Origin of the sequence: Leptotrichia sp. HMT-225 (assembly GCF_030644325.1) — a bacterium.
In the GTDB taxonomy this organism is placed as follows: Bacteria; Fusobacteriota; Fusobacteriia; order Fusobacteriales; family Leptotrichiaceae; genus Leptotrichia; species Leptotrichia massiliensis.
This window is the reverse complement of record NZ_CP130323.1, coordinates 1,284,740-1,306,450: the sequence shown is the minus strand read 5'-3', so window position 1 is coordinate 1,306,450 and position 21,711 is coordinate 1,284,740. Positions and strand designations below refer to the sequence as shown.

23 protein-coding genes are annotated in these 21,711 nt (G+C 29.2%); 6 read left to right on the top strand and 17 right to left on the bottom strand.

Going from position 1 to position 21,711, the window contains the following annotated elements:
• Window positions 1–363 precede the first annotated feature (363 nt).
• From QU666_RS06480 to QU666_RS06470, 3 genes are read right to left on the bottom strand one after another with little or no spacing between them, the layout of a single operon-like run.
• Window positions 364–1,245 (bottom strand): hypothetical protein, encoded by an 882-nt coding sequence (locus tag QU666_RS06480; protein WP_021769195.1) that lies wholly within the window; start codon window positions 1,243–1,245, stop codon window positions 364–366.
• A gap of 28 nt (window positions 1,246–1,273) precedes the next feature.
• Window positions 1,274–2,191, bottom strand: a complete 918-nt coding sequence (locus tag QU666_RS06475; RefSeq protein WP_036070839.1) for a hypothetical protein — start codon at window positions 2,189–2,191, stop codon at window positions 1,274–1,276.
• A gap of 24 nt (window positions 2,192–2,215) precedes the next feature.
• Entirely contained in the window at window positions 2,216–3,070 is an 855-nt protein-coding gene (locus tag QU666_RS06470; RefSeq protein ID WP_021769193.1) for a hypothetical protein, read from the bottom strand.
• 235 nt (window positions 3,071–3,305) lie between these two features.
• On the opposite strand from QU666_RS06470, the gene QU666_RS06465 reads away from it, so the two are divergent.
• Both QU666_RS06465 and QU666_RS06460 read left to right on the top strand, forming a co-directional pair.
• On the top strand, window positions 3,306–4,217 hold the full coding sequence (locus QU666_RS06465) for a toxin-antitoxin system YwqK family antitoxin (protein ID WP_036070836.1): 912 nt from the start codon (window positions 3,306–3,308) through the stop codon (window positions 4,215–4,217).
• Between the two features lie 193 nt (window positions 4,218–4,410).
• On the top strand, window positions 4,411–4,779 hold the full coding sequence (locus tag QU666_RS06460; RefSeq protein ID WP_021769191.1) for a hypothetical protein: 369 nt from the start codon (window positions 4,411–4,413) through the stop codon (window positions 4,777–4,779).
• 113 nt (window positions 4,780–4,892) lie between these two features.
• Here QU666_RS06460 and QU666_RS06455 read toward each other — a convergent pair whose 3' ends face one another.
• From QU666_RS06455 to QU666_RS06440, 4 genes are all read right to left on the bottom strand, one after another.
• A complete protein-coding gene (locus tag QU666_RS06455) occupies window positions 4,893–5,288 on the bottom strand; it encodes an OsmC family protein (RefSeq protein WP_021769190.1) in 396 nt (131 codons plus the stop codon).
• Between the two features lie 25 nt (window positions 5,289–5,313).
• Complete coding sequence (locus QU666_RS06450) at window positions 5,314–6,645, bottom strand: FAD-dependent oxidoreductase (RefSeq protein WP_021769189.1); 1,332 nt, start codon at window positions 6,643–6,645, stop codon at window positions 5,314–5,316.
• A gap of 220 nt (window positions 6,646–6,865) precedes the next feature.
• Window positions 6,866–7,111, bottom strand: a complete 246-nt coding sequence (locus tag QU666_RS06445) for an integrase core domain-containing protein (protein ID WP_304984786.1) — start codon at window positions 7,109–7,111, stop codon at window positions 6,866–6,868.
• 25 nt (window positions 7,112–7,136) lie between these two features.
• Window positions 7,137–7,568: a helix-turn-helix domain-containing protein gene (locus QU666_RS06440; protein ID WP_304984785.1), complete on the bottom strand. Its 432-nt coding sequence runs from the start codon at window positions 7,566–7,568 to the stop codon at window positions 7,137–7,139.
• An 18-nt stretch (window positions 7,569–7,586) separates the two neighbouring features.
• Here QU666_RS06440 and QU666_RS06435 point away from each other — a divergent pair, with 18 nt between their 5' ends.
• Window positions 7,587–8,207 (top strand): hypothetical protein, encoded by a 621-nt coding sequence (locus tag QU666_RS06435; protein WP_304984784.1) that lies wholly within the window; start codon window positions 7,587–7,589, stop codon window positions 8,205–8,207.
• A 126-nt stretch (window positions 8,208–8,333) separates the two neighbouring features.
• On the opposite strand, the gene QU666_RS06430 is transcribed toward QU666_RS06435, so the two are convergent.
• The 5 genes from QU666_RS06430 to QU666_RS06410 form a co-directional block, all read right to left on the bottom strand.
• Window positions 8,334–8,477 carry a hypothetical protein gene (locus QU666_RS06430; protein ID WP_369750584.1) on the bottom strand — a complete coding sequence of 48 codons (144 nt, stop codon included), beginning with the start codon at window positions 8,475–8,477 and terminating at the stop codon, window positions 8,334–8,336.
• Window positions 8,478–8,705: 228 nt separating this feature from the next.
• Window positions 8,706–9,680 carry a sulfite reductase subunit C gene (gene asrC / locus QU666_RS06425; protein WP_036070828.1) on the bottom strand — a complete coding sequence of 325 codons (975 nt, stop codon included), beginning with the start codon at window positions 9,678–9,680 and terminating at the stop codon, window positions 8,706–8,708.
• Between the two features lie 41 nt (window positions 9,681–9,721).
• Window positions 9,722–10,600 carry an anaerobic sulfite reductase subunit AsrB gene (asrB, locus tag QU666_RS06420; protein WP_021769183.1) on the bottom strand — a complete coding sequence of 293 codons (879 nt, stop codon included), beginning with the start codon at window positions 10,598–10,600 and terminating at the stop codon, window positions 9,722–9,724.
• A complete protein-coding gene (locus QU666_RS06415) occupies window positions 10,597–11,757 on the bottom strand; it encodes a 4Fe-4S dicluster domain-containing protein (protein WP_006804090.1) in 1,161 nt (386 codons plus the stop codon). The genes asrB and QU666_RS06415 overlap by 4 nt, the downstream gene beginning before the upstream one ends.
• Window positions 11,758–11,816: 59 nt before the next feature.
• Window positions 11,817–12,581 carry a formate/nitrite transporter family protein gene (locus QU666_RS06410; RefSeq protein WP_021769182.1) on the bottom strand — a complete coding sequence of 255 codons (765 nt, stop codon included), beginning with the start codon at window positions 12,579–12,581 and terminating at the stop codon, window positions 11,817–11,819.
• Window positions 12,582–12,914: 333 nt separating this feature from the next.
• Between QU666_RS06410 and QU666_RS06405 the strand changes: the two genes are divergently transcribed.
• A complete protein-coding gene (locus QU666_RS06405) occupies window positions 12,915–13,415 on the top strand; it encodes a hypothetical protein (protein WP_021769181.1) in 501 nt (166 codons plus the stop codon).
• A gap of 154 nt (window positions 13,416–13,569) precedes the next feature.
• Here the strand turns inward: QU666_RS06405 and QU666_RS06400 are convergent, their stop codons facing one another.
• The 4 genes from QU666_RS06400 to QU666_RS06385 form a co-directional block, all read right to left on the bottom strand.
• Window positions 13,570–15,090: an ABC transporter permease/substrate-binding protein gene (locus QU666_RS06400; protein WP_021769180.1), complete on the bottom strand. Its 1,521-nt coding sequence runs from the start codon at window positions 15,088–15,090 to the stop codon at window positions 13,570–13,572.
• Window positions 15,091–15,293: 203 nt separating this feature from the next.
• Window positions 15,294–15,818: an NAD(P)H-dependent oxidoreductase gene (locus QU666_RS06395; protein WP_021769179.1), complete on the bottom strand. Its 525-nt coding sequence runs from the start codon at window positions 15,816–15,818 to the stop codon at window positions 15,294–15,296.
• 144 nt (window positions 15,819–15,962) lie between these two features.
• Window positions 15,963–16,793 (bottom strand): ABC transporter ATP-binding protein, encoded by an 831-nt coding sequence (locus QU666_RS06390; RefSeq protein WP_021769178.1) that lies wholly within the window; start codon window positions 16,791–16,793, stop codon window positions 15,963–15,965.
• Between the two features lie 15 nt (window positions 16,794–16,808).
• Entirely contained in the window at window positions 16,809–17,264 is a 456-nt protein-coding gene (locus tag QU666_RS06385) for a MarR family winged helix-turn-helix transcriptional regulator (protein WP_021769177.1), read from the bottom strand.
• A 113-nt stretch (window positions 17,265–17,377) separates the two neighbouring features.
• Here QU666_RS06385 and QU666_RS06380 point away from each other — a divergent pair, with 113 nt between their 5' ends.
• Entirely contained in the window at window positions 17,378–18,364 is a 987-nt protein-coding gene (locus QU666_RS06380; protein ID WP_021769176.1) for a zinc-binding alcohol dehydrogenase family protein, read from the top strand.
• 184 nt (window positions 18,365–18,548) lie between these two features.
• On the top strand, window positions 18,549–19,088 hold the full coding sequence (locus QU666_RS06375) for a C40 family peptidase (protein WP_021769175.1): 540 nt from the start codon (window positions 18,549–18,551) through the stop codon (window positions 19,086–19,088).
• A gap of 260 nt (window positions 19,089–19,348) precedes the next feature.
• Here the strand turns inward: QU666_RS06375 and lon are convergent, their stop codons facing one another.
• Window positions 19,349–21,709, bottom strand: a complete 2,361-nt coding sequence (lon, locus tag QU666_RS06370) for an endopeptidase La (RefSeq protein ID WP_036070845.1) — start codon at window positions 21,707–21,709, stop codon at window positions 19,349–19,351.
• Between the last annotated feature and the right edge of the window lie 2 nt (window positions 21,710–21,711).

The window sequence follows — 21,711 nt, the reverse complement described above, 5'->3', positions numbered from 1 at the left end:
CTTTTTTATTTTTGATTCTATTTTTTTAATAATATTCTCAAACTCAACATTTTTAGAAATCAAACAATTTTTACCTTAAAATTTGAATAAATAATTATTTTATATAAACCTAAACTGATAACCAAATTGTAAAGATTTCAAAAATTTTATCACAAGACGTATTATATCATAAAAAAAAAGAAAAAAATAGTGTTTTTTTATAAAAATATAATATTTTTATCAGATTTTTTAAAGAAAAAGTTTTCAAATATAAAACCAAATTTAATACAATTTCTAAAACTTCTTAAAAATAAAATTTTAAAATATCAAAAATTTTTCATCAAAAAATCGCTGCTCTCTAAAACAGCGATTTATTAACAATTTTTAATTATCTTTATTTTCGTTATTATCTGAGATTTGATTCTTTTCATCTGAATTATTTTTAATTCCAAATTTTAATTCTTCGTTTAAATTTTCCCCCAAGTAATCATATTCCACATTTAAAAATACTATAATATCTAAAATTTGTAAATACATTACAAATAAACTCAAAATCATCACAAAGATAAATATTATAATTAAATTTACTACAAAATTTTCTATATTTAAAATATTGAAAAATATATTTGTCATAATGTTAAAAATTAAAATTCCTAAAGCAATAATAAGTCCTGGTAAAAATTTTCTAATCCTATTTCCATCAGACAAGTTCAAACTGTAGTCAATTGATTCCATAAGTCCAAAATTACGAATATAATAAGTCTCAAAATACCAAAAAGCCCATACTGCAATACAAAAGGAGACAATACTAAATATAATTAAAAAAATAACTCCAACTGTTGAATTTTCCATTCTATTTATAATAATTCTTGCTACAAAAAATATAAGTGCCAATACCGAAGCTTTTGAAAACAATTCTTTTAATTTTAAATTTTTTTTATTTCCTTCAATTGTTAATGCTACTTTTCTAAAAAAATATACTGTGACAAAAATTGAAGCTATTGAAATTATTACATCTAAAACATTAAATATTTTAGCCCACAGTATCATTATTTTACTAGCTCTAAAATAAACGAGTAATTCCTCATCCAATGTTAAATTTACAATTTTTATTATAATTGACGCAATTATAAATGCAAATATTGAAACCATCATTAAAGTGTTCTCTTTCCAAAAATTTTTAAATGCTTCAAAAGCAAGAATAAAGTATTCTAAGGTACTTAATTTTTTTTCTATTAATTTTTCTCTTATATTTTCTAAACTCATAATTTCATCTTACCTCTCTCTCTATAAATTAAATATTTTTTTCAATTTTTCTCATTTCTTCATCTTTATTTTTTAAATAATTATACTCTACATTTAAAAATATTACTACATTCATTATTGTTATAATAAGCACTAAGACACTTGCAAATACCCCGTATATAATATTTACAGGTATAATATAAGCTGGTATATAAAACAATAATTTATCAAGTACCAGAGAAATTATAAAATTTAATACTGTAATTCCAAAAACAGGAATCACTATTCTTAGTCTATTCTTCTTAGACAATTTTAAGTTATATCTAAAAGCATCTATTACTGTCGTATCTCTAATGTAATAAGTTTGTTCAAAATAAAGGATATTTATAGCTATAAAAAATCCAATAATTCCAAAAATTATCATAGAGATTATTTGAATAACCTTTACCGCTAATGCCGAATCTAATTTCATAATTAATATAACAAAAACCTGTATCATTGATATAAATAAAGCTATAAGAAAAAATACAATTGTAGCCAAAAGAGCTACTCCAATCATTTTTATATATTTTACAAAGATTTTTTTTAAACTATAACTATCTTCATTGCCCTCAATTTTGCAAGCAACTTTAAAATATATAATTCTTTTTACAAAACCTACATACAAAATTATTAAAAATGTACTAAAAACAATCAATAACATTGAGGTGAAATATCCTGTCAATAATTCCATTTGTTCATACGAACCCGTATTTCTTATTTCTAATGATAATCGTTGCATTTTTAAAAATATTTCTCTTATCTTTATATTTGAAAGCATTAACCATATATAACTTAGGACAAAAAATAAAATCCATAATTTATTTTCTTTAATTACATATTTTAATACTTCAAGTACTTTTTTAAAATATTCTACTATTTTTAACTTTCTTTCAAATAATTCCCTTTGTAAATTTTCAAAATTCATAACTAATCTCCTTCTGTTCATAATTTAAATTATTTCACTTTTCAATTCCTTTAAATCCATATATTCCAGATTCAAATAAACGACATTTTCAAGTGTAACTACAAAAATTTCAGAAATTGTTTTAATTATTCCTGCAATTATTGAAATAACTACGGTTAATAATTGTGGATTTTTAATCATTATTTCCAAAGTCCATCCAAAAAATTGATTTAATAAAAGAGTAATTAAAATTATTATTACTAATGGAATTACTATTAATAACCTTTTTCCTTTGCTCAAATGAAGATTATATTTAAATGCTTCTATTATATTTACATCTCTTAAATAATATGCTTGTTTAAAATATAAAAGATTTATTTTGAGAATCAGTAAAACCATTACTATTAAGACTAATGGACTTGCAACTATTGAAAAAATAATTGCAATAATTAACAATAATGTCCAAACCAATATATTTATAAAAACCATTATTAAATATTTAACAATAATTTCCAACACTTTAAATTCATCAATCTTCTCCTCTATTTCTAATCCTATTTTTTTTCTAATAATCACAATAATGAATTCAATAAATCCAGAAATTGCAATATAGCCCAATAAACAAATAACAACTGTCAACATTGCCAAAATAAATTTATCTGTAGTTAATTTGTTTTGTATTTTGTTATACTCAAAAGCTGCTTCATACATTTTTCTTAACGGTGTCCATAAAACAAATGATATGAAAAGTCCTAAAATAGTAGAAACTAAAAAATGCAAAAATACTATTAAAGGATGCTTTTTTACAAAGGATTTAAAAACATCAAAACTATTATTCCCATATTCCAAAAAGGAAAAATATTTTTCTTGTAAACTTTTTCTCAAATTCCCTAAATTCATCCAAACTACCTCTTTCTACAAAAATAAGTTTAAAATTCCTCAATGCTAAAATTATAACATACTTTATTAGTTTTTAAAAATTATTTTCCTTTATTTTAGCTGTTTTTTATTCTTACAGTTTATAAATTTTACCAAAATAAATTTTTTCATTTTGTTAAATAATTTTTTTCTCTAAGCAAAATATAATTAATTATTGATATAATAAAATTAATGCTAAAAAAGGAGGAATTTTATTATGTTAAAATCATTCAAAAAATCAATGATTGTTTTATTTTCATGTATATCTATTAGCATGATTTCATCTGCCGCAACTCAAAGTGTTACACCAAAAAGAAGTAGTGAATATCTATCACAATCATCACGTGCATTAAGTTCGCCTTACAGCACAGTTGCCGATGTTGCTGTTTCTGGAAACCTTGCGACTGTAAAAGAAACTGGGCAACCATTTACTGGAACTTATGTTGAATTTAATCAGTCTGGAAATGCTCAAGTTGTAAGAAATTTCCAAAATGGAACATTAAACGGGCCTATGTTCTTGTATTATGAAAACGGTAACATCCAAAAAGTAGTAAACTATGTAAATGGTGTAAGAAATGGTGAAGATATTGATTTTTATGGAAACGGAAATTCAAAAGTCCTAAGAAATTACCAAAACGGTCTGTTAAATGGAAAAAGTTTTGAATTTGATGAATTTGGACGTTTAACTTCTTCGCTTGAATATGTAAATAATGCTAAAAATGGAAAAGAAATAAAATTTTCTAATGGTGTTGTAACAAATGAAAATACATACGCAAACGGACAATTAAACGGTGAAGCAAAATCGTATTATTCTAATGGTACTATACGTTCAAATGGGAATTATTCAAGTAACTTTAGAAATGGACAATGGACTTGGAATTATGAAAATGGTAAGAAAAAATTAATTGAAACTTATCAAAACGGTATAATTACTGAAATTCTTGGGTATTCAAGAAATGGTTCAAAAGAGCGTGAAATGAAACTTGTAAATGGAAATGGTAATTTTACCCAATATTATGATAACGGAAAAATCAAAGTTCAAGGTGCATTAAAAAACTACAAAGCTTATGGAAACTGGAGTTTTTATAACAAAGATGGATACTTGACTGATACTCAAGGGTTTTATTAAAAACGATTGATTTTTTTATAAAATAGTGTATAATTATAGTAGGAAGACTTTAAAACTAACTAAAAAAGATTAAAATAAAATTGATTTTCACATGATATTTTATTAATTTTTATAATTATATTTTAAAGTAATCCGAATATATATTTAAGGAGATTTAAGAAAAAATTTTTATTTTAGAAAGTGGTGTTTAAGTATGAAAAAATTATTGTTTGTATTAATGTTTTTATTAAATGTTTTGGGCTTTTCAGCAATGAAAAATGGTATTTATTCTGTTGAAAAAAAGCATGATGGTAACTGGACTTCATTCGTAAAATTAACTGTTAAAGATGGTAAAATAATTGGTGCCCAGTACGACAGAAAAAATCAAAAAGGTGAATTATTATCAATGAATCAAAACTCATTTAGAGATATAGCTCTTGAAATTTCAAGAAATCTTATAAATTCCCAAAACGTAAGTTCCGTAACGGGAAAAGACGCAACAGCGGTATCAGAATTTAAACAAATGTCAAACTTTTTAATTAATAAAGCCAATAATGGTGAAACTGGAGATTTCAAAATGTAATAAATCATTACAATTAAAATCTTAATTTTTTCAAAATTAAAAAGTTAATATAGTAAAAAAGGAGTTCTCTTCATTAATCTATGAGATTGCTCCTTTTTTATTAATTATTTTTTCTATTCAACATCATAAATAAATGAATAGTTTTGTTTCACATCTTTACTTAAACTTCTGCCAACTACACACATTTCTTCTACTGATTTTTCAGCTTTTTCTCTTACTTCCTGACTGTATTCCTTTTTTAGATGAAACGCAATATTGATTTCTGTGACTTTAAAAGTTGTTAAATCGACTGTTTTTCCAACTTCTGCATAACAATTTTCAAAATTCTGATTATTAGATTCTAATCTTATTGATAAAACTGTCATTGCACATGAAGCTACAGAGGCAGCCAGAAGTTCTGACGGAGAAAGCATTTCGCCATTACGGTCTGTCAAAATAATCTCGCTATTTCTGTTATTTTCGATTTTCATTCTAAAATTTTTGTCATATTTTACTATCATTTTATCCATTTTTATCCCTTAATTATCTTAAATTCTATTTTAAAGTATTTAATCCTGCTAAATTCAAGAAGTTCCAAGGCTTGTTGTAATGAGGCTGGAAGAAGAAGTCTACAAATGCCAATTCTTCTACAGTCATTTTATTTTGAATACATACTGACAATGTATTAATTGATTGTGTTAAGTCAATTTTAGAAGTTAACTGTGCTCCTAAAATTCTTCTGCTATTTTTTTCAAATACCACTTTTAATGTTACTTTTTCATAAGTTGGCATAAATTCAGGACGATAGTTGTCAACTGCAATTACACTTTCAACCTCTACTCCTTCCTGTTTTGCAATTTCTTCTGTTAATCCAGTTGCAGCCATATTGTTTTCGTAAATTTTAATTCCTGAAGTACCTTGTGTTCCAAGATGTCTAACTTTATTTTCAAGCAAGTTTATACCTGCTAATGTTCCCATTCTTACAGCGTTAGTTGCAAGTGGAATATATCTTTCTCTTTGTAGCGGATTATAGAATACTGAACAGCAGTCTCCTGCAGCCATAACGTCTTTATTGCTTGTTCTCATATATTCGTCAACTTTAATAGCTCCATTTGGAAGCATTTCAAGCTGTCCTTTAAACAATGAAGTGCTTGGCAGGAATCCAACACACATAATTACCATATCAGCTTCATATTCATTTTTGTCAGTAATTACTTTTGTTACATTTCCATTACTTCCTTCAAATTTAACAACTTTTTCTCCAGTTGCAATTACAATTCCTCTATGTTTAAACGATTCTTCAGCAACATCTGTAAATTCCTTGTCAAAATATTTACTCAAAACTCTTTCTTCCGCATCTACTAACACAACTTCTTTTCCATTATCCCTAAATGCTTCAACAAGTTCCACTCCAATGTATCCTGCTCCAACAACAATAACTTTTTGTGAATGTTTTGCTCTTTCAATAATTTCATTTGAATGATTATAATTTTTACAAAGCAAAATATTATTCAAGTCAATTCCTTCAATTGGTGGAATAATAGGCCAAGAACCAGATGTGATAATCAATTTGTCAAAAGTTTCATTAAATTCAATTCCAGTTTCCAAATTCACAACTCTTACTTTTTTACCTTCAATATCAACATTCTTTACTTCATGTCTCATTCTAGTGTCAACATTTAATTCTCTTAATTTTTCAGGTGAGCAGTAAAACAACCCTTGAGGGTCTTTTACAACTCCTCCTACATACAAAGCAATCCCACAAGACAAGAATGAAATATTATCATTTCTTTCAAATACTGTTATCTCCGCATCAGGATTTGTCTTTCTCAAATTTAAGATTGCCGCTGTACCAGCGTGTGTACATCCAATTACAACTACTTTCATCTATTTCCTCTCCTTCACTATATTCATATTTTAATTTTTAAACAAAATTTATAATAATTGTTAAATCAAATTATTTTTTTCCCAATCTATTTAATTATACTACATTTTAAAAAAAAATCAATAGTATTTTGAAATTTTTACAAATTTATATTGTATAGATGTCAAACATTTGTTACAAAAATATATAAAAAAAATATTTCTTTCCTAATATATCTTTAACCTACTGATTTTCATTGTACTCTTTTAATACTTCATTTGGACTCTTAAAGCCTAATACTTTTCTTGATATGTTGTTGTATCTTGTATTGTATTTCCTTATTGCCCTTAACAGTTCTTCCTTGCTTTTAAATTTCTTGTCTTCATAGTACTTGCTGTCAAGCCTGTGGCTTCTTTCCACTTTTCCATTCTCCCATGGCGAATATGGACGGGTTGTCACGTACTCTATCCCCTTCTCCTCCAGTTTCACCTCAAACAGCGTTTTCTTATCATTTTCAGAATTTGTGAACTCTTTCCCCAGGGTACTTCGCCTGTTCAACTTTCTTTTTTCTTTTATACAGCTTTTTAGGCTTTTCTTTGGCATTGCCCTTCATTTTCCTTATTATCCTGCACATTGAATCGTATGTACGGCTGTAGCCTTCCTTTCTTACTTTAACATAAACTTCTGCCAGCCCTTCATAGCCAAATTTCCTGTATTTTCTCATAACCATCTCTATTTCTTCTTGCGTGTGCTGGTTCGGGTGGCTTTTAGGTCTTCTGCTTTTTGGCAGGAGAGATTGGACTGTGCCGTCGTATCTGTTTCTCCAACGTTTTATCTGCTGACGTGATGTCTTATACTTCACTGCTGCCTTTGAATTATTATTATGTTTTATTGCATACTCAATTGCCCGTTGACGAGCACGGTATATTTCTGATATACTACTCATATGAAAGGTTTCTCCTTAATGTGGTTTGGTAGATTTACATTATATCAGAAACCTTTCTTTTTTTGTATATTCTTGTCACACATGTATTATCTCACAACATTTATTTTTTTAGATTGTAATTCGTCTTTTATATTTTTTAAGAAATCTTACTTAGAAGAAATTAATTTATGTGACAGAGCACAAGGCGTAGACTATACAAATACGGAACTTAATCTTCAGTTCGGAAGAATACAGGATAACGGAGAATTAAATGATATTAAAGGCGACAGGCAAAACAGGGATGAAATTTTAAACAGTGAGAAAAATTATCTTTTAGAAAAAGAAGCGCGAAACCAGTTCAGAAAATGGGATAATGTAAAATATACTGCTGAAAGTGTAACTAAAAAAATGATAGCAAAAAATTCTTATACAAATAAAAATTGGGGAATGGAAATTAAGACAAATAACAGACTAAATCCTTCCGATGGAGAAGGAATCAGATTTGGGGTAGTCGTAACCCTGAAAGAAATGAATGGCATAAACAGAATAGATGAATTTATAAAAAACTGTACCTCAAACAGATGGTTAGTCAATGTTATTGATGTTGAAAATAAGATTGATTTTCACCAGAAAATTAATGAAGAAATAGAACTTGGATAGAATAGAAATAAAATATTTATTAAAAAAAGGCAGGAAGGCATTCCCCTTTATGGGAAGCCCCTGCCTTTAATATATATTCCCTTCTTTCCTGATTATCATTATCCCTCTGCATATATTTACATATAGCTAGTATGTCCTGTTTCCGTACTTGTCTTTACAGTAGGCTTCTCCGTTAGCCCTTCTATAACATCTTATACCTTTTTCAGCGATTCTCCGATTTGAATCTTTCCAAATGGCTATATCTTCTGCAGTACACCCAACTATAGCCATCACAAGAATAACCAAGAGTAAAATTTTCTTAAACATTGCTATCATCTCCTTACGTTTTAAATATCTATCTATGTCAAGTACATTTATTCCATTTTATGTATTAATTATTTGTGTTCTTTTTATATTTTAATTATACAATACTTTAAGCTGCAATGCAAATTGTTTTTTATGTTTATTCAGAAAATTTATTGATTAGTATGCCCTCTTTTCTAAAAAAGTCAAATCATTTTACAATATTCCTTGATATTTTATACCTTTCCAGTACACATTATTTACAATTACAGCTTCTTCTGGAAGATTAACATCTTTTAATGCCCATTTTTTAAACTCTTCAAAACCTGTTCTGTCAACAATGTATCCAATATGCTCTTTTGGAAGACTTCTGTCGATGTATTTGTCAACATATTCGTAAGTATTTTTTATAATTTTTATTATCGATTCTTCATCTGCCCAGAATAACCAGTCTTCTGCCAATCTTGGATTTTGTTTTCCACTTCTTCCCATTATTGCAAGTTTGTAATATTTTTTAGGAGACCTTGTCCATGCTCCTGTTGGACAGTTCAATACACATTCTCCACAACCTATACATCTTTGGTGATCTCTTACAGGTTTATAATTTTTATATGAAATTGCTCCTGTTGAAAGCTTTTTACACTTTCTTTCACACATTCCGCAAGAAACACATTTAGATTCATCAAGTTCAGGTTTTGCCATTCCAATTATTCCAAAATCATGCATCCTAACTTTTTGACAATCATTTGGACAACCTGTTAATGCTACTTTGAAGTGAAAATCATGTGGAAATATTGCTTTTTCGATTTTTTTTGCAAATTCTGTCGTATTATAGGCAGCTTTTGGACACACTTTGTTTCCAATACAAGCGGCAATATTTCTCGTACCAGCTGCAGCATATCCTTTATCCTTATCCTTATAATTAATTTCCAGTTTTTCCATAATTGGCTGCACCATCTTGTTTACTTTTTCAATATCATTCCAAGAAATTCCCAACACTTCAAAACCTTGACGAGTTGTAATATGAACATTTCCATCTCCATAAGTGTTAGCTATCTTTGCAACCATTTCCATTATTTCCCCAGTAATTGCTCCTCCTGGCACTCTCACACGCAATGCGGTTTTAGATCTGTCCTTTGTTACCCTGAATGCATTTTTGGTAACAGTTTTTCTATTTATATCCATGCTCATTATTTTTACCTCTTCTTTTGTTTTTTCTTAAAATTCATATCTTAATCAAGCAGTTTTTTTGCAAAATCATATCTAAATACTGGACCTTCAAGGCAAATATACGTTTCATCAATTTTACAATGCCCGCATTTCCCAACGGCACAGGACATCTTTCTTTCAAAGGAAACCCATATTTTTTCAGTTGGAATACCTGTTTTTAGGATTTCAAGGCAAGAAAAATGCATCATTACTGGAGGACCTACAACAATGTATTCAACTTCATCCATATTTTCAGGAATTTTTAAATCTGGAATATATTTTGTAACCATTCCTTCATGAATTTCATTTTCTGTTTTTCCAATATTTCTTGCTGTTTCTACATTATCCAATGTTACAAGTATTTCAATATTTTCCCTCCAACGTGGAAATTCCTCTTCAAAAATAACACTTTCATAATTTTTATATCCAACAATGATTTTAAAGGACTTCATTTCATCAGGATGCTTTGTAAAATATTCGATAATTGGACGAACTGGAGCAATTCCACTTCCTCCAACAACCATTACAATATGCTTATTTTTGTATTGTTCGATTGGGAATCCATGCCCATAAGGACCTCTCAAAAAGATTCTATCTCCTGCTTTCAATTCAAAAATTTCATCTGTAACTTTCCCAACTTTTCTAATAAGAAAATCAAGATACCCTTCCTCCAAGTCAAAATTTGCAATGGAAATAGGGGCTTCTCCAACTCCTGGTAACGAAACCTGCATAAACTGTCCAGCTTCTACACTTCCCTTTTTATACTCCACACGAAATAGCCATTCCAGCTCGGTAACTTTCTCGATGAACAAAAGTTTGTGAACAGTCGGTAAATATACATTCATATCCATTATAGCTTGTTCATCCATATTTATTGTATTTAATGTGTTAATTGTACTCATTCTGATTTTTCACCTCTTTTTTCAGCCGAAATTCTTTTTAATTCGGCACTTAGCTTGTTTATACAGTTTGAGAATGAAATATATTCAGGACACGCATCATCACATCTTCCACATCCTGTACACATCTGATATCCAAATCTCTTTTTAAAATCAGATATTTTGTGCATTACCTTAAATCTCATTCTATCTCCGTGCCTTTGCCTGAATGAATGCCCTCCAGCCATATCCGTAAAGCCGTTCACATGACATGAAGCCCACACACGTCTTCTTTCTCCATTGTTTTCATTTTCGCTGTAAAAAACATCTTGTGTAGTCGTGCAGGTACAAGTTGGACAAACAAAGTTACATTTTCCGCAGGCTATGCAACGGCTGTCGTATTCACGCCATAAATCCAAATTTATTATATCTTCAAGCTCAATATTGTCAGGAATATCCACATGAATTTCATTATCTTCTACAAATTCCATTTCAAATTCAACATTTTCCTTTATTTTATTGCTATTATTTTCAGCAATTATCTCTTCAAGATATTTTTTCATTTTTTCATCTTTTACATCCATGTACATTTCATTTATTTTATGTTCATCATTACTTCCATTGTTTTTCTCAGCGATAAGTTCTTTAAAATAAACCTTCAGCTCATCATCTTTTATATCAGCAAATATTTCCTCTTCTGTAACTTTTATTCCAATATTATATTCATCAGTCTTGTTAGTGCCCATATCTACACAAAAACAGTTCTCAAATGAATTTGGACATCCAAACACTACAAATTTAACTTTATCTCTAACCCTCTTGTAGTAAATATCCAAAAATTTATTATTCAAGTAAATATCATCAACTCTTTTGACACCATGTAAATCACAGCTTCTAAGAAATATAAGATATTTTTGTTCCTGTTCTTTGGGCATCTTGCATCCTTCTTCTGTAAAATAAAACATTGTTTGTGTTATTGGCAACATTATTTCTTTTGCTGAAAAATGAGATTTTTTGTCAAAACATATTTCATCAATTTTTTCAATTTCAGAATATCTGATTACAGAAGTATCTGAAAATGTACCACGAAATGGTATCTCAATTGGAGCATATATCTTGTATTCTTTTTTCAGCTTTTCAAGTGCCAGATTAAAATTTTCACGATTTAAACTGATTTTCATTTTCCCTCCTAAATTTTACTTTATCTCTCCGTTTAAAAATTATTTTTTTATTTAAATTATTATTTATCCTTTTTTGCTAAATAATAGCAAGCAAAACCAACAAATGCTCCACCAACAATATTCCCCAATGTTACAAATAATAAATTATAAAAATAACCATTTAATGTTATTTCTTTTGCTCCATTGTATATTATCCCCATCATTAAAAGAGTCATATTAGCAACACTGTGCTCAAATCCAGCAGTTATAAATGCAAATAAACACCAAAATACCATTATTAGCTTAGCAGTTTCCTCTTTTAATTTTATTCCAGCCAGAACCGCAAGACACACAAGAATATTACATAAAATTCCTTTAAAAAACAGTTCGTGAGGCAGTGCAGTAATTTTTGCCTTTGAAACTTTCACAATAAATTCTACAACAGGTTTTGAAGCAGAATTTGAAAATACGTATACTATTGCAAGCATAATTGATCCTACAATATTTCCAAGATAAGATGCTATCCACATAAAAATCATATCCTTAAAGCTTATACCCTTGTTCAGAAGCCCTGCTACCCCTATCATATTATTCCCTGTAAAAAGTTCTGTTCCAAATACAACTACAAGGCTAAGCGCTATTCCAAAACTAATTCCCATAAGAATTTTGTTAGTTGGTAAGCCGCTACTAACTCCACCAACCGTAAATGTCAATAAAATTCCAATTCCAATAAACATTCCAGCCAAAAATGCAGATAAAAAATATTTCCCGCTATGCTCTTTTAAAAATCTAACCTTATCCTTTGCAGCATTTGAGACTTTTTCCAAAGTTTCTTTATTTCTCATTCTTTACATTGCAATAAAATCTCTATATTTTATTACATTCTCCTTTCCTATCAAATTTATTTGTGAAAAAATTCTTATATTAAATTATTACATATATATTTAAAAAAGTCCACAGTAAAAAATAATTATTTTATATTTGTAATGATAATATTTTGATAAACAAAATTATAATGAATTCGAATTCATTTGATACTCAATTTAACAATAAAATTAAAATTTCACAAAAAAGACACAAATTCTTCATTTTTTTGTCAAAATTTAGTGATATTATACTCTTGTCGGTAAGAAAGACGAAAAAAATAAAATTATAAATAAACAATTGGAGGAATTACTATGAAAAAAATAGGTAAAAAGAAAATTTTAGGAATCGCTTTACTAACATCATTATCAATATTTGCAGGAACAACAATTACGGCAAATAATAATAACAGAGCTACTACTGCTGCTAATAGTATGCCTAATAATGAATGTAAACCACCACATAAATTACAAAAAGACAGCAACGGAAATCTTCTGGATGAAAATGGAAATATTATAAAAAAACCTGATCCTGCTAAAATAGAAGAGTTAAAGAAAAAACTAACTAATGGAAAAATTACAAAAGATGAAGGTGCTGAAATTGCAAAAATGTTGGAAAGAAAGGGACCTCATGGAAAACCAAATGATAAATGCAAACCAAAAGATGCTCCCAAAAGATTAACTGATACAGAAATTCAAACATTAATAAATTCATTAAACAGCGGAAAAGTTTCAAAAGATGAAGCTAGTAAATTAATAGAAATGCTAAATAACCGTCATAGAGGACCAAGATCTAATGATATTCCTAAAAATTAACTTGGTTAATAAAATCGTACTAATAATAATGCTAATAAATATATTTTTAATAATTCATATCTTGAATAGTGAATTATTCTAATTCTCTCTCCATATTCATTATTCAAGAAAAAAATGACAGTGATAAAAATTGATATACTGTCATTTTTTGTTTTTATTTTTTTATCATTCCATTTTTAATCAAATATTCCTTTGCCACATCATAAGCCTTTTTTCCATTGACTCCCACTTCAAAGTTCATTTTACGCATCTCATCATCTGTGAATTTATTATGTAATTTATTCAAAATTTGCTCTAATTTCGGATATTTTTTCAAAGTTTCTCTTTTCATTAAAGGAGCTCCCTGATAAGGTGGGAATAAATTCTTATCGTCTTCTAGAACTGTAATTTTATACTGCTCCAGCTCACTATCCGTAGAATAAGCATCTATCACATTTATATCTCCACTCTGTACTGCCACATAACGTAATTTCGGCTCAAATTCCTTCACACTTGAAAATTCAAAGTTATATAATTTCTTCATTCCTTTGTATCCGTCTTCCCTGTCAACAAATTCTCGTGTAAATCCAACTTTTGCCTTATCCTTCACTCGTGCCAAATCCGATATTTTTGTAAGATTATTTTCACTTGCAAATTTTTGTGTAACCCCAACTGCATAAGTGTTATTGTATGCCATCGGCTTTAACAGTACCATATCATATTTTTTCAAGATTCCATTTCTAGCCTGCTCATAAACTTGGTCTTTTATATTGCTTACTGGCGTTTCGTTAAGGAATGTAAATACTACAGTTCCTGTAAATTCAGGATAAATATCGACATCTCCTGATTTTAAGGCATTAAAGTTAAATGATGTATTTCCAAATCCTGATTTTAGTTCTACATCCACGTTCATTTCCGCTTCAATCAGAAGTTTATACATATTTATCAATATTTCAGGCTCTGTTCCCAATTTCCCTGAAATTACAATTTTATCTTTTTTGCTTTGCTTATTCACAACTAAATTTCCAGCCAAAAATATTATAAATAAACTTATAAATGAAATTACAATTACTTTCCAGTTTTTATTTTCCAGTTTTTTCAGTACAAAATCAAATAAAACTGCTAACAATGCTGATGGAATTGCTCCAAGTAAAATTAAGTTCATATTATTTCTATCAAGTCCAAGCAAAATTAGTTTTCCAAGCCCTCCTGCACCAATTAACGAAGCAAGTGTCGCCGTTCCAATGATAAGCACTGTCGCTGTACGAATTCCAGCCATAATTACAGGCATCGCAAGTGGCAGTTGAATTTTAAAAAGCTGCTGTGCCTTATTCATTCCCATAGCCCTTGAAGCTACCATATATACTGGATCTACCCCATTTATTCCTGTATATGTGTTTCTTAAAATTGGAAGCAGTGCATAAATTACAAGTGCTGTAATTGCTGGTTTTCTACCAATTCCCATAATTGGAATCAATAATCCAAGTAATGCGAGTGAAGGTATAGTTTGCATTATTGCTGTAAGTCCGATAATTATTTCTGCTATTTTTTTCTTATATGTCAAATAAATTCCAAGCGGAATTGCAATAATTAAAGCAATCACAAGTGCATAAAATGAAATCTGCATATGCTCAAGAACAGCCTTAAAAAACTCCTCTTTCCGCTCATAAAATACTTGAAAAAAGTTATTATTCATTATTTTTCTCCTTTAATTTCTAAAATTTTCTCATTTAAAGTTAAATTAGGGAGTGTCTAAAAAATTCAAAATCTATGTTGTATTTTGTTTATGAATTGTTATAAAACTAATACTGTTGTTTTTGACTTAAAAAATTTTTTAAAAAATTATTATTTTAATAGTTTTCAGCATGCCTAATTATAACTGTTTATTTTGAATTTAAACTAATCTTGTAAATTATTTTTTATATATTCTGCATATTTTTTTGCACTTTCAACAATCTTTTCATCGCTTAAATCAGGCATTGCCCCATATAATGAATAAATTGGCAATTCAATTCCTTCGACATGAGCTATGCTTAATAAAAATGGTTTTAACACTTCTTTTATTGTCAATCCATTTGTTCCATCATATCTTGATGCAATTCCTCCAGTTGTCACTGCAACTCCAATTTTTTTACCTTTAAGCACTTTATTTTCGCCATAATGAGCTGCCATAAATACAGTATCTATCCATTCTTTAAGTAAAGACGGACAATTAAACCAAAATAAAGGAAATTGCAATATTAAAGTCCCTGTTTCAGACAATAATTTCAGTTCTTTTTCAACGTCAATCTTTCCATCAGGATATTTTTCATAAATATTATACAGCTCTATATCTGATAATTTTTCTGCTTCTTTTTTAAAGGCTTTATTCGCTCTTGAATTTTCCATATCAGGATGTGCCAAAACCACTAATGTTTTTTTCATTTTTATTTTCCTTCTTTCTTTCAAATTGTTTTTCTTAGTTTTATTAATAATTTATTTTCAAAAATTATTAAAATTACTTCTTTATTAGGATATTTCTGAAAACTATTAAAATAATAATCTTTTAAAAATTTTTTTCATTTTTATTTATATTTTTTTTATTTCTAAAATCATTTTCTCATATTCCCCATTTTCCTTTAATTTATCAATAATTTTCTTATCAATTTCATTTTCAGCATTTTTATTTTGCTCCAAACTGATAAATTCCCTTACAAATTCATCTTTCGGATTATTAATTAATTCGGATTTCGTCCCAGATTGAAGAATTTTTCCATCCTTAATTATAAAAATCCTGTCTCCCAGATAAAAGGCTTCTTCAATATCATGTGTTACAAAAACAATTGTTTTATTAATTTTCTGCTGCAATTCTTTTATGTCTTTCTGTAAACTTTTCCTTGTAATCGGATCCAATGCACTAAAAGGCTCATCCATAAGTATAATTTCAGGATTCCCTGCTAATGCCCTTGCAATTCCGATTCTCTGTGCTTCCCCGCCAGACAGTTCAGACGGCATTCTTTTCAAATATTTCTCGCTTTCTAGCCCAATCATTTCCAGAAGTTCCTCTGTCCTTGCCTTAATCTCATCTTTCTTCCACCCTTTCAGTTCAGGCACGATACTTATATTTTCTTCTACTGTCAGATGTGGAAATAAAGCCACTTGCTGTAAGACATAACCCATATTCCAACGCATTTTATGAATATTATATTCAAAAATATTTTTCCCTTTTATTTCTATTTTTCCAGAAGTCGCATCCTCCAGCCTATTTATCATTTTCAAAGCTGTAGTTTTTCCGCTTCCCGAAGTTCCGATAAACACAATAAATTCTCCTTCATTTATCGAAAAATTTATATCTTTTACAGCTTCATTTCCATTCGGATACACTTTATTCACGTTCTGAAATTCTATAATTTTGTTCATATTCTCTCCTTCCCGTTATTTCTTGCTTCTTTCCTTTTCAACTTTCTCTAAATTTTGCGAAATTCTTTTAAAAAAACCTTCACACATCTCAATTTCCTCTTGAGAAAATCCCTCATAAACATAATTTGTCATAGTTTCAGAAATTTTCTCATATTCTTTTTTAAAGCCTTGTGCGTATTCTGTAAGTTTTATCAGCACTTTCCGTCTATCATCAGGATGTGGTAATCTTTCTATCAGTCCAGCCTTTTCAATCCTATCCAGCATCGGTGTAAGCGTATTTATCGCAAGCCCCGTTTTTTCCGACAATTCCTTGCACGTTATATTATCTTTTTTCCAGAGTATATGCAGGATTTTCCCACGTTCACCATTAAAAACGGTAATTTCTCTTTTTGAAAGAATATAATTTAAGATTCTATCGTGCGTCTGTTTAATTTTGCTTATATATATTCCCAAATTTACTTTTTTATTCATCATAGCCTCCTAACCTAAACAAAATTTTCTTGACTTTTTACTTCTATATAGTATAATACTATAAAGAATTATTTTTGTCAATTAAAATTTAAAAGTAAGAAAGGAATTTTACTATGTCAAATAAAAAAAATACTATGAAAGCTGTTGTTCTTGAAAAACCTTGTACTGCTGATGAATTAAAAATTCAAAATATTGAAATTCCGAAAGTAAAAAATGGCTGGATTCTTATAAAAATTAAGGCTTTTGGAATAAATCGGGCTGAAATATTTACTAGAGATGGATTTTCTGTTTCTGTGAAATTGCCACGTGTGATTGGAATTGAATGTGCTGGCGTTATTGAAGATGCTTCTGACAGCGATTTTCAAAAAGGAGATAGAGTTTTCACAATGATGAATGGTTTGGGACGTGAATTTAACGGAAGTTACGCAGAATACACGCTTGTACCGCCTTCTCAAGTTTATCCGATAACTCTTTCAGAAACAAACTGGGCAAAGCTTGCAGCATATCCTGAATTATACTACACAGCTTACGGCTCTTTATTCAAAAGCCTGCAGTTAAAAAACACTGACACTCTGTTGATTCGTGGCGGAACAAGTTCAGTTGCCCTTGCTTCAATTCAGCTTGCCAAAAGTTTTGGAAATACTGTGATTGCAACATCAAGAAGTAAGACTAAAGTTGAATTTTTAAAAGAAATGGGAGCAGATTTTGTCCTAATTCAAGATGAAACTTTTGACACTCAGTTACAAGAATATTTTCCAGACGGAGTTGACAAAGTTCTTGATTTAATCGGTACTCCTACTTTGAAAAATTCTTTAAAATCTGTGAAACAAGGTGGAATAGTCTGTATGACAGGCTGTCTTGGAGGATGGGTAATTAAAAATTTTGAGCCGCTTGACGAAATCCCTTCAGAATCCTACCTAACTTCATTTAACAGCACAATTGTCAAAAAAGATACAATAAAAGAAATGTTTGATTTTATTGAAAAACATGGTATAAAGCCAAGAATTGCAAAAATTTTTACATTAAATGAAATTTCTTTGGCACATAAATTTTTAGAAACGAATAGTGCTAATGGAAAAGTTATTGTAGAAGTAAAATAATTGATTTTGAACTATTAAATATGCTATAAATTCAATTTAATTTACTTTAATTTAGTTGTTTCAAACAATTTTATAAGTTATACTATCATTTAATTAATCTAAAATTAATTTTTTAAAAACTAAAATAAAAGACAATGTTGCTATAATATATTTACCAAAGTTCAAAGGTAGATTGGAGGTTCTAATGAAAAAAATATTGATGCTAGCTGGAGCTTTAGTTATATCTGCTTTATCATTTGCAGATTTACAAAATACAATCAAAAATCATTATAGTAATAAAACTATAGATTTATCTGTTGTATCAAAACCAAAACAAGAGGTGAAAAGTAGTGGAAGTTCTTCTACAGCAGTAAGAGATCAAATTATCTCTTTTGCACAAACAAAATTAGGTTCACCGTACGTTTGGGGAGCAACTGGTCCTAACAGTTTTGATTGTTCTGGCTTCGTTGGTTATGTATTCAAAAAAGCTGCTGATGTAAACTTGCCTAGAGTTTCAAGTTCACAAGCAACATTTAAACCAAGAATTTCATCAATGAATATGACGAAAGGCGATTTGGTATTTTTTGAAACAACTGGAAAAGGTCGTATTTCTCATGTAGGTATTTATATGGGTAATAGACAATTTATTCACGCTTCTTCTGGAAGTAGAAGAGTAACAGTTTCTAGTTTAGACAGTAATTATTACAACAAGACATTTAGATGGGCAATTAATCCATTTAGTTAAACTGTGAATTAATTTCTTATAAATAAATATATTCTTTACATAAATTCTTGTATAACAAGTAATTATAAAATCAAATAGATTTTGAAAAATTAAGAAACTTTGGAATAAGGAGTTATATCTTAACAGAGATATTACTCCTTTTTTTCTTTTGTTAAAATTTAGGATAAAATAATTTCATATTTCTTTCTCTTTTATTATTTTCTCAAAATAAAATGGAAAACTCTATAAAATAGAATTTCCCAATATTTAAATCAATATATTTATTTTTTCACAGCCTTGCTTTTCTTTACTTCTTTATTTTTCTTATCCACAAAAACAATCTTTTTCACATCATCATAAGTTTTAGCAAAGTAGAATTTCATCTGGTCTGCAATTTCCTTTGGCAATTCCTCTGTATCAACTTTATTGTCATAAGGAAGTACAACATCTCTAATTCCAACCCTGTGAGCTCCAATTACCTTCTCCTTGATTCCACCAACTGCTAAAACCTCTCCAGTAATTGTAATCTCTCCTGTCATTGCAACATCCTGTCTAACTTCTTTATCCGTCAATACTGAAATTATCGCTGTTGTAATTGTAATACCTGCTGATGGCCCGTCTTTTGGTACAGCTCCTTCTGGGAAGTGCAGATGAACATCTGTTGTTTCGTTAAATTTTTCCTTGATTCCAAGTTCATTTTTTATATGCCGTACGTAAGAATAAGCCACTCTAGCTGATTCCTGCATTACATCTCCTAGTTTTCCTGTAAGCTGCAGTACACCTTTTCCTTCCATTTTTACTGCCTGCACTTCTAGAGTTGTACCTCCGACTGCTGTCCATGCAAGTCCATTGACAACACCAATTTTACCTTCTTTTTCCTTGACTTTATCTGCTCTGAATTTTGCATTTCCTAAATATTTCTTGATTTTTATTTCAGAAACAGAGATTTTTTTGCTCTTAGATTTTGATACAAGTATTTCTTTTGCTATTTTTCTGAATAATTTACCAATTTCTCTTCGTAAATTTCTTACTCCAGCTTCTCTTGTGTATTCATTTATAATTTTCATAACTGCTTTATCAGAAAATGAAATTTTGAATTCCTTTAATCCGTTTTCTTCTTGTGTTTGAGGTATTAAATATCTTTTTGCAATATTTAATTTTTCAAATTCTGTGTACGATTCAATTGAAATAATCTCCATTCTGTCACGAAGCGGTCCTGGAATTCCGCCCAAATCATTTGCTGTACAAATGAAAAATACGTTTGACAAGTCAAAAGTATGGTCAATATAATGATCTTCAAATGAGTTGTTTTGTGCAGGATCTAAAACTTCCAGCATTGCTGAAGCGGGATCTCCTCTAAAATCAGAAGCCATTTTATCAATTTCATCAAATAGCATTACTGGATTATTTACACCAACTTGTTTTAAAGAATTTATAATTCTTCCTGGCATTGCTCCTACATAAGTTCTTCTATGTCCACGAATTTCAGCTTCATCTCTTACTCCACCAAGTGAGATTCTTGTGAATTTTCTGTTCATTGAACGTGCTACCGAATGTGCAAGTGATGTTTTCCCTACACCTGGAGGTCCCACAAGACAGATAATTGAACCTTTTAATGTGTTATTCAATTTTTTAATTGCCAAGAATTCTAGTATTCTTTCCTTAACTTCTTCCAATCCATAATGATCTTCATTCAGAATTTTTTCAGCTTTTTCAATATCAATTTCATCATTAGTTGAAACTTCCCACGGTAATTCAAGTACAGTTTCAAGATACGTTCTAATTACTGAAGACTCAGCAGAAAAATCTGGCATTTTCTTCATTCTTGAAAGCTCTTTTGCCAGTTTATCTTTTAGCTCCTGAGGAATTTTTGCATCTTTAACTCTTTGGTCAAGTTCCTCCAGTTCCTCGTCAGAATCAGTTCCTTCACCCATTTCTTCACGCATTACCTTAATTTTTTCACGTAAATAATAGTTTTTCTGAACTTCTGCCATCTGTTCCTTTACACGATTTTCAATTTCACGCTCAAGCATAAAAATTTCAATTTCTCTCTCAAGAATACCCAAAATTTTATACGCTCTTGCTTCAACATCAAGTGTTTCAAGTAACTCCTGTTTCGTTTCAACTGCAACCATTAAGTTCGTGCAAATTAAATCAAAAACCTTGTCAATATTACTTATTTCTTTTATATTGTAAATAATATCAGGCAGTACTTTATTAGTTTTTTGTGCATAATTTGAAAATTCATCAATAACCCTACGTTTTAGTGCTTCAGCTTTACTTTCATCAATTGGTTTTGAAAAAATTTCTTCATATTCAGCATAAACAACACCTTTATCATCTTTTGGAAATTGATTGATTAAAACCCTATGTTTTGCCTCAACCAGAACTTTTACATTTCCATTTGGCATTTTTACAGTCTGTATTACATGAACCAGTACTCCTGTTTCATACACATCTTCTGGAAATTTTGGCTCTTCTACATTTGCATCTTTTTGTGCTGAAAGAATTAGTTTACTGTCAAATCTTGCTATTGCTTCTTCAAGACTTTTCAAGCTTGATTGTCTACCAATAAAAATCGGAGTTACAACACCTGGAAAGACAACTAATTCTCTTGTAGCTATAAATGGTTTATTTTGCATAA

Coding starts and splice junctions, on each gene's coding strand:
- QU666_RS06380 (WP_021769176.1), top strand. CDS start 17,378: ATGTCAAATAAAAAAAATACTATGAAAGCTGTTGTTCTTGAAAAACCT.
- asrC (WP_036070828.1), bottom strand. CDS start 9,680: ATGAGCATGGATATAAATAGAAAAACTGTTACCAAAAATGCATTCAGG.
- QU666_RS06450 (WP_021769189.1), bottom strand. CDS start 6,645: ATGAAAGTAGTTGTAATTGGATGTACACACGCTGGTACAGCGGCAATC.
- QU666_RS06385 (WP_021769177.1), bottom strand. CDS start 17,264: ATGAATAAAAAAGTAAATTTGGGAATATATATAAGCAAAATTAAACAG.
- QU666_RS06440 (WP_304984785.1), bottom strand. CDS start 7,568: ATGAGTAGTATATCAGAAATATACCGTGCTCGTCAACGGGCAATTGAG.
- QU666_RS06435 (WP_304984784.1), top strand. CDS start 7,587: ATGTGGTTTGGTAGATTTACATTATATCAGAAACCTTTCTTTTTTTGT.
- QU666_RS06395 (WP_021769179.1), bottom strand. CDS start 15,818: ATGAAAAAAACATTAGTGGTTTTGGCACATCCTGATATGGAAAATTCA.
- QU666_RS06415 (WP_006804090.1), bottom strand. CDS start 11,757: ATGAAAATCAGTTTAAATCGTGAAAATTTTAATCTGGCACTTGAAAAG.
- QU666_RS06400 (WP_021769180.1), bottom strand. CDS start 15,090: ATGAATAATAACTTTTTTCAAGTATTTTATGAGCGGAAAGAGGAGTTT.
- QU666_RS06475 (WP_036070839.1), bottom strand. CDS start 2,191: ATGAATTTTGAAAATTTACAAAGGGAATTATTTGAAAGAAAGTTAAAA.
- QU666_RS06410 (WP_021769182.1), bottom strand. CDS start 12,581: ATGAGAAATAAAGAAACTTTGGAAAAAGTCTCAAATGCTGCAAAGGAT.
- asrB (WP_021769183.1), bottom strand. CDS start 10,600: ATGAGTACAATTAACACATTAAATACAATAAATATGGATGAACAAGCT.
- QU666_RS06375 (WP_021769175.1), top strand. CDS start 18,549: ATGAAAAAAATATTGATGCTAGCTGGAGCTTTAGTTATATCTGCTTTA.
- QU666_RS06390 (WP_021769178.1), bottom strand. CDS start 16,793: ATGAACAAAATTATAGAATTTCAGAACGTGAATAAAGTGTATCCGAAT.
- QU666_RS06430 (WP_369750584.1), bottom strand. CDS start 8,477: ATGGCTATAGTTGGGTGTACTGCAGAAGATATAGCCATTTGGAAAGAT.
- QU666_RS06455 (WP_021769190.1), bottom strand. CDS start 5,288: ATGGATAAAATGATAGTAAAATATGACAAAAATTTTAGAATGAAAATC.
- QU666_RS06465 (WP_036070836.1), top strand. CDS start 3,306: ATGTTAAAATCATTCAAAAAATCAATGATTGTTTTATTTTCATGTATA.
- QU666_RS06460 (WP_021769191.1), top strand. CDS start 4,411: ATGAAAAAATTATTGTTTGTATTAATGTTTTTATTAAATGTTTTGGGC.
- QU666_RS06480 (WP_021769195.1), bottom strand. CDS start 1,245: ATGAGTTTAGAAAATATAAGAGAAAAATTAATAGAAAAAAAATTAAGT.
- QU666_RS06470 (WP_021769193.1), bottom strand. CDS start 3,070: ATGAATTTAGGGAATTTGAGAAAAAGTTTACAAGAAAAATATTTTTCC.
- lon (WP_036070845.1), bottom strand. CDS start 21,709: ATGCAAAATAAACCATTTATAGCTACAAGAGAATTAGTTGTCTTTCCA.
- QU666_RS06405 (WP_021769181.1), top strand. CDS start 12,915: ATGAAAAAAATAGGTAAAAAGAAAATTTTAGGAATCGCTTTACTAACA.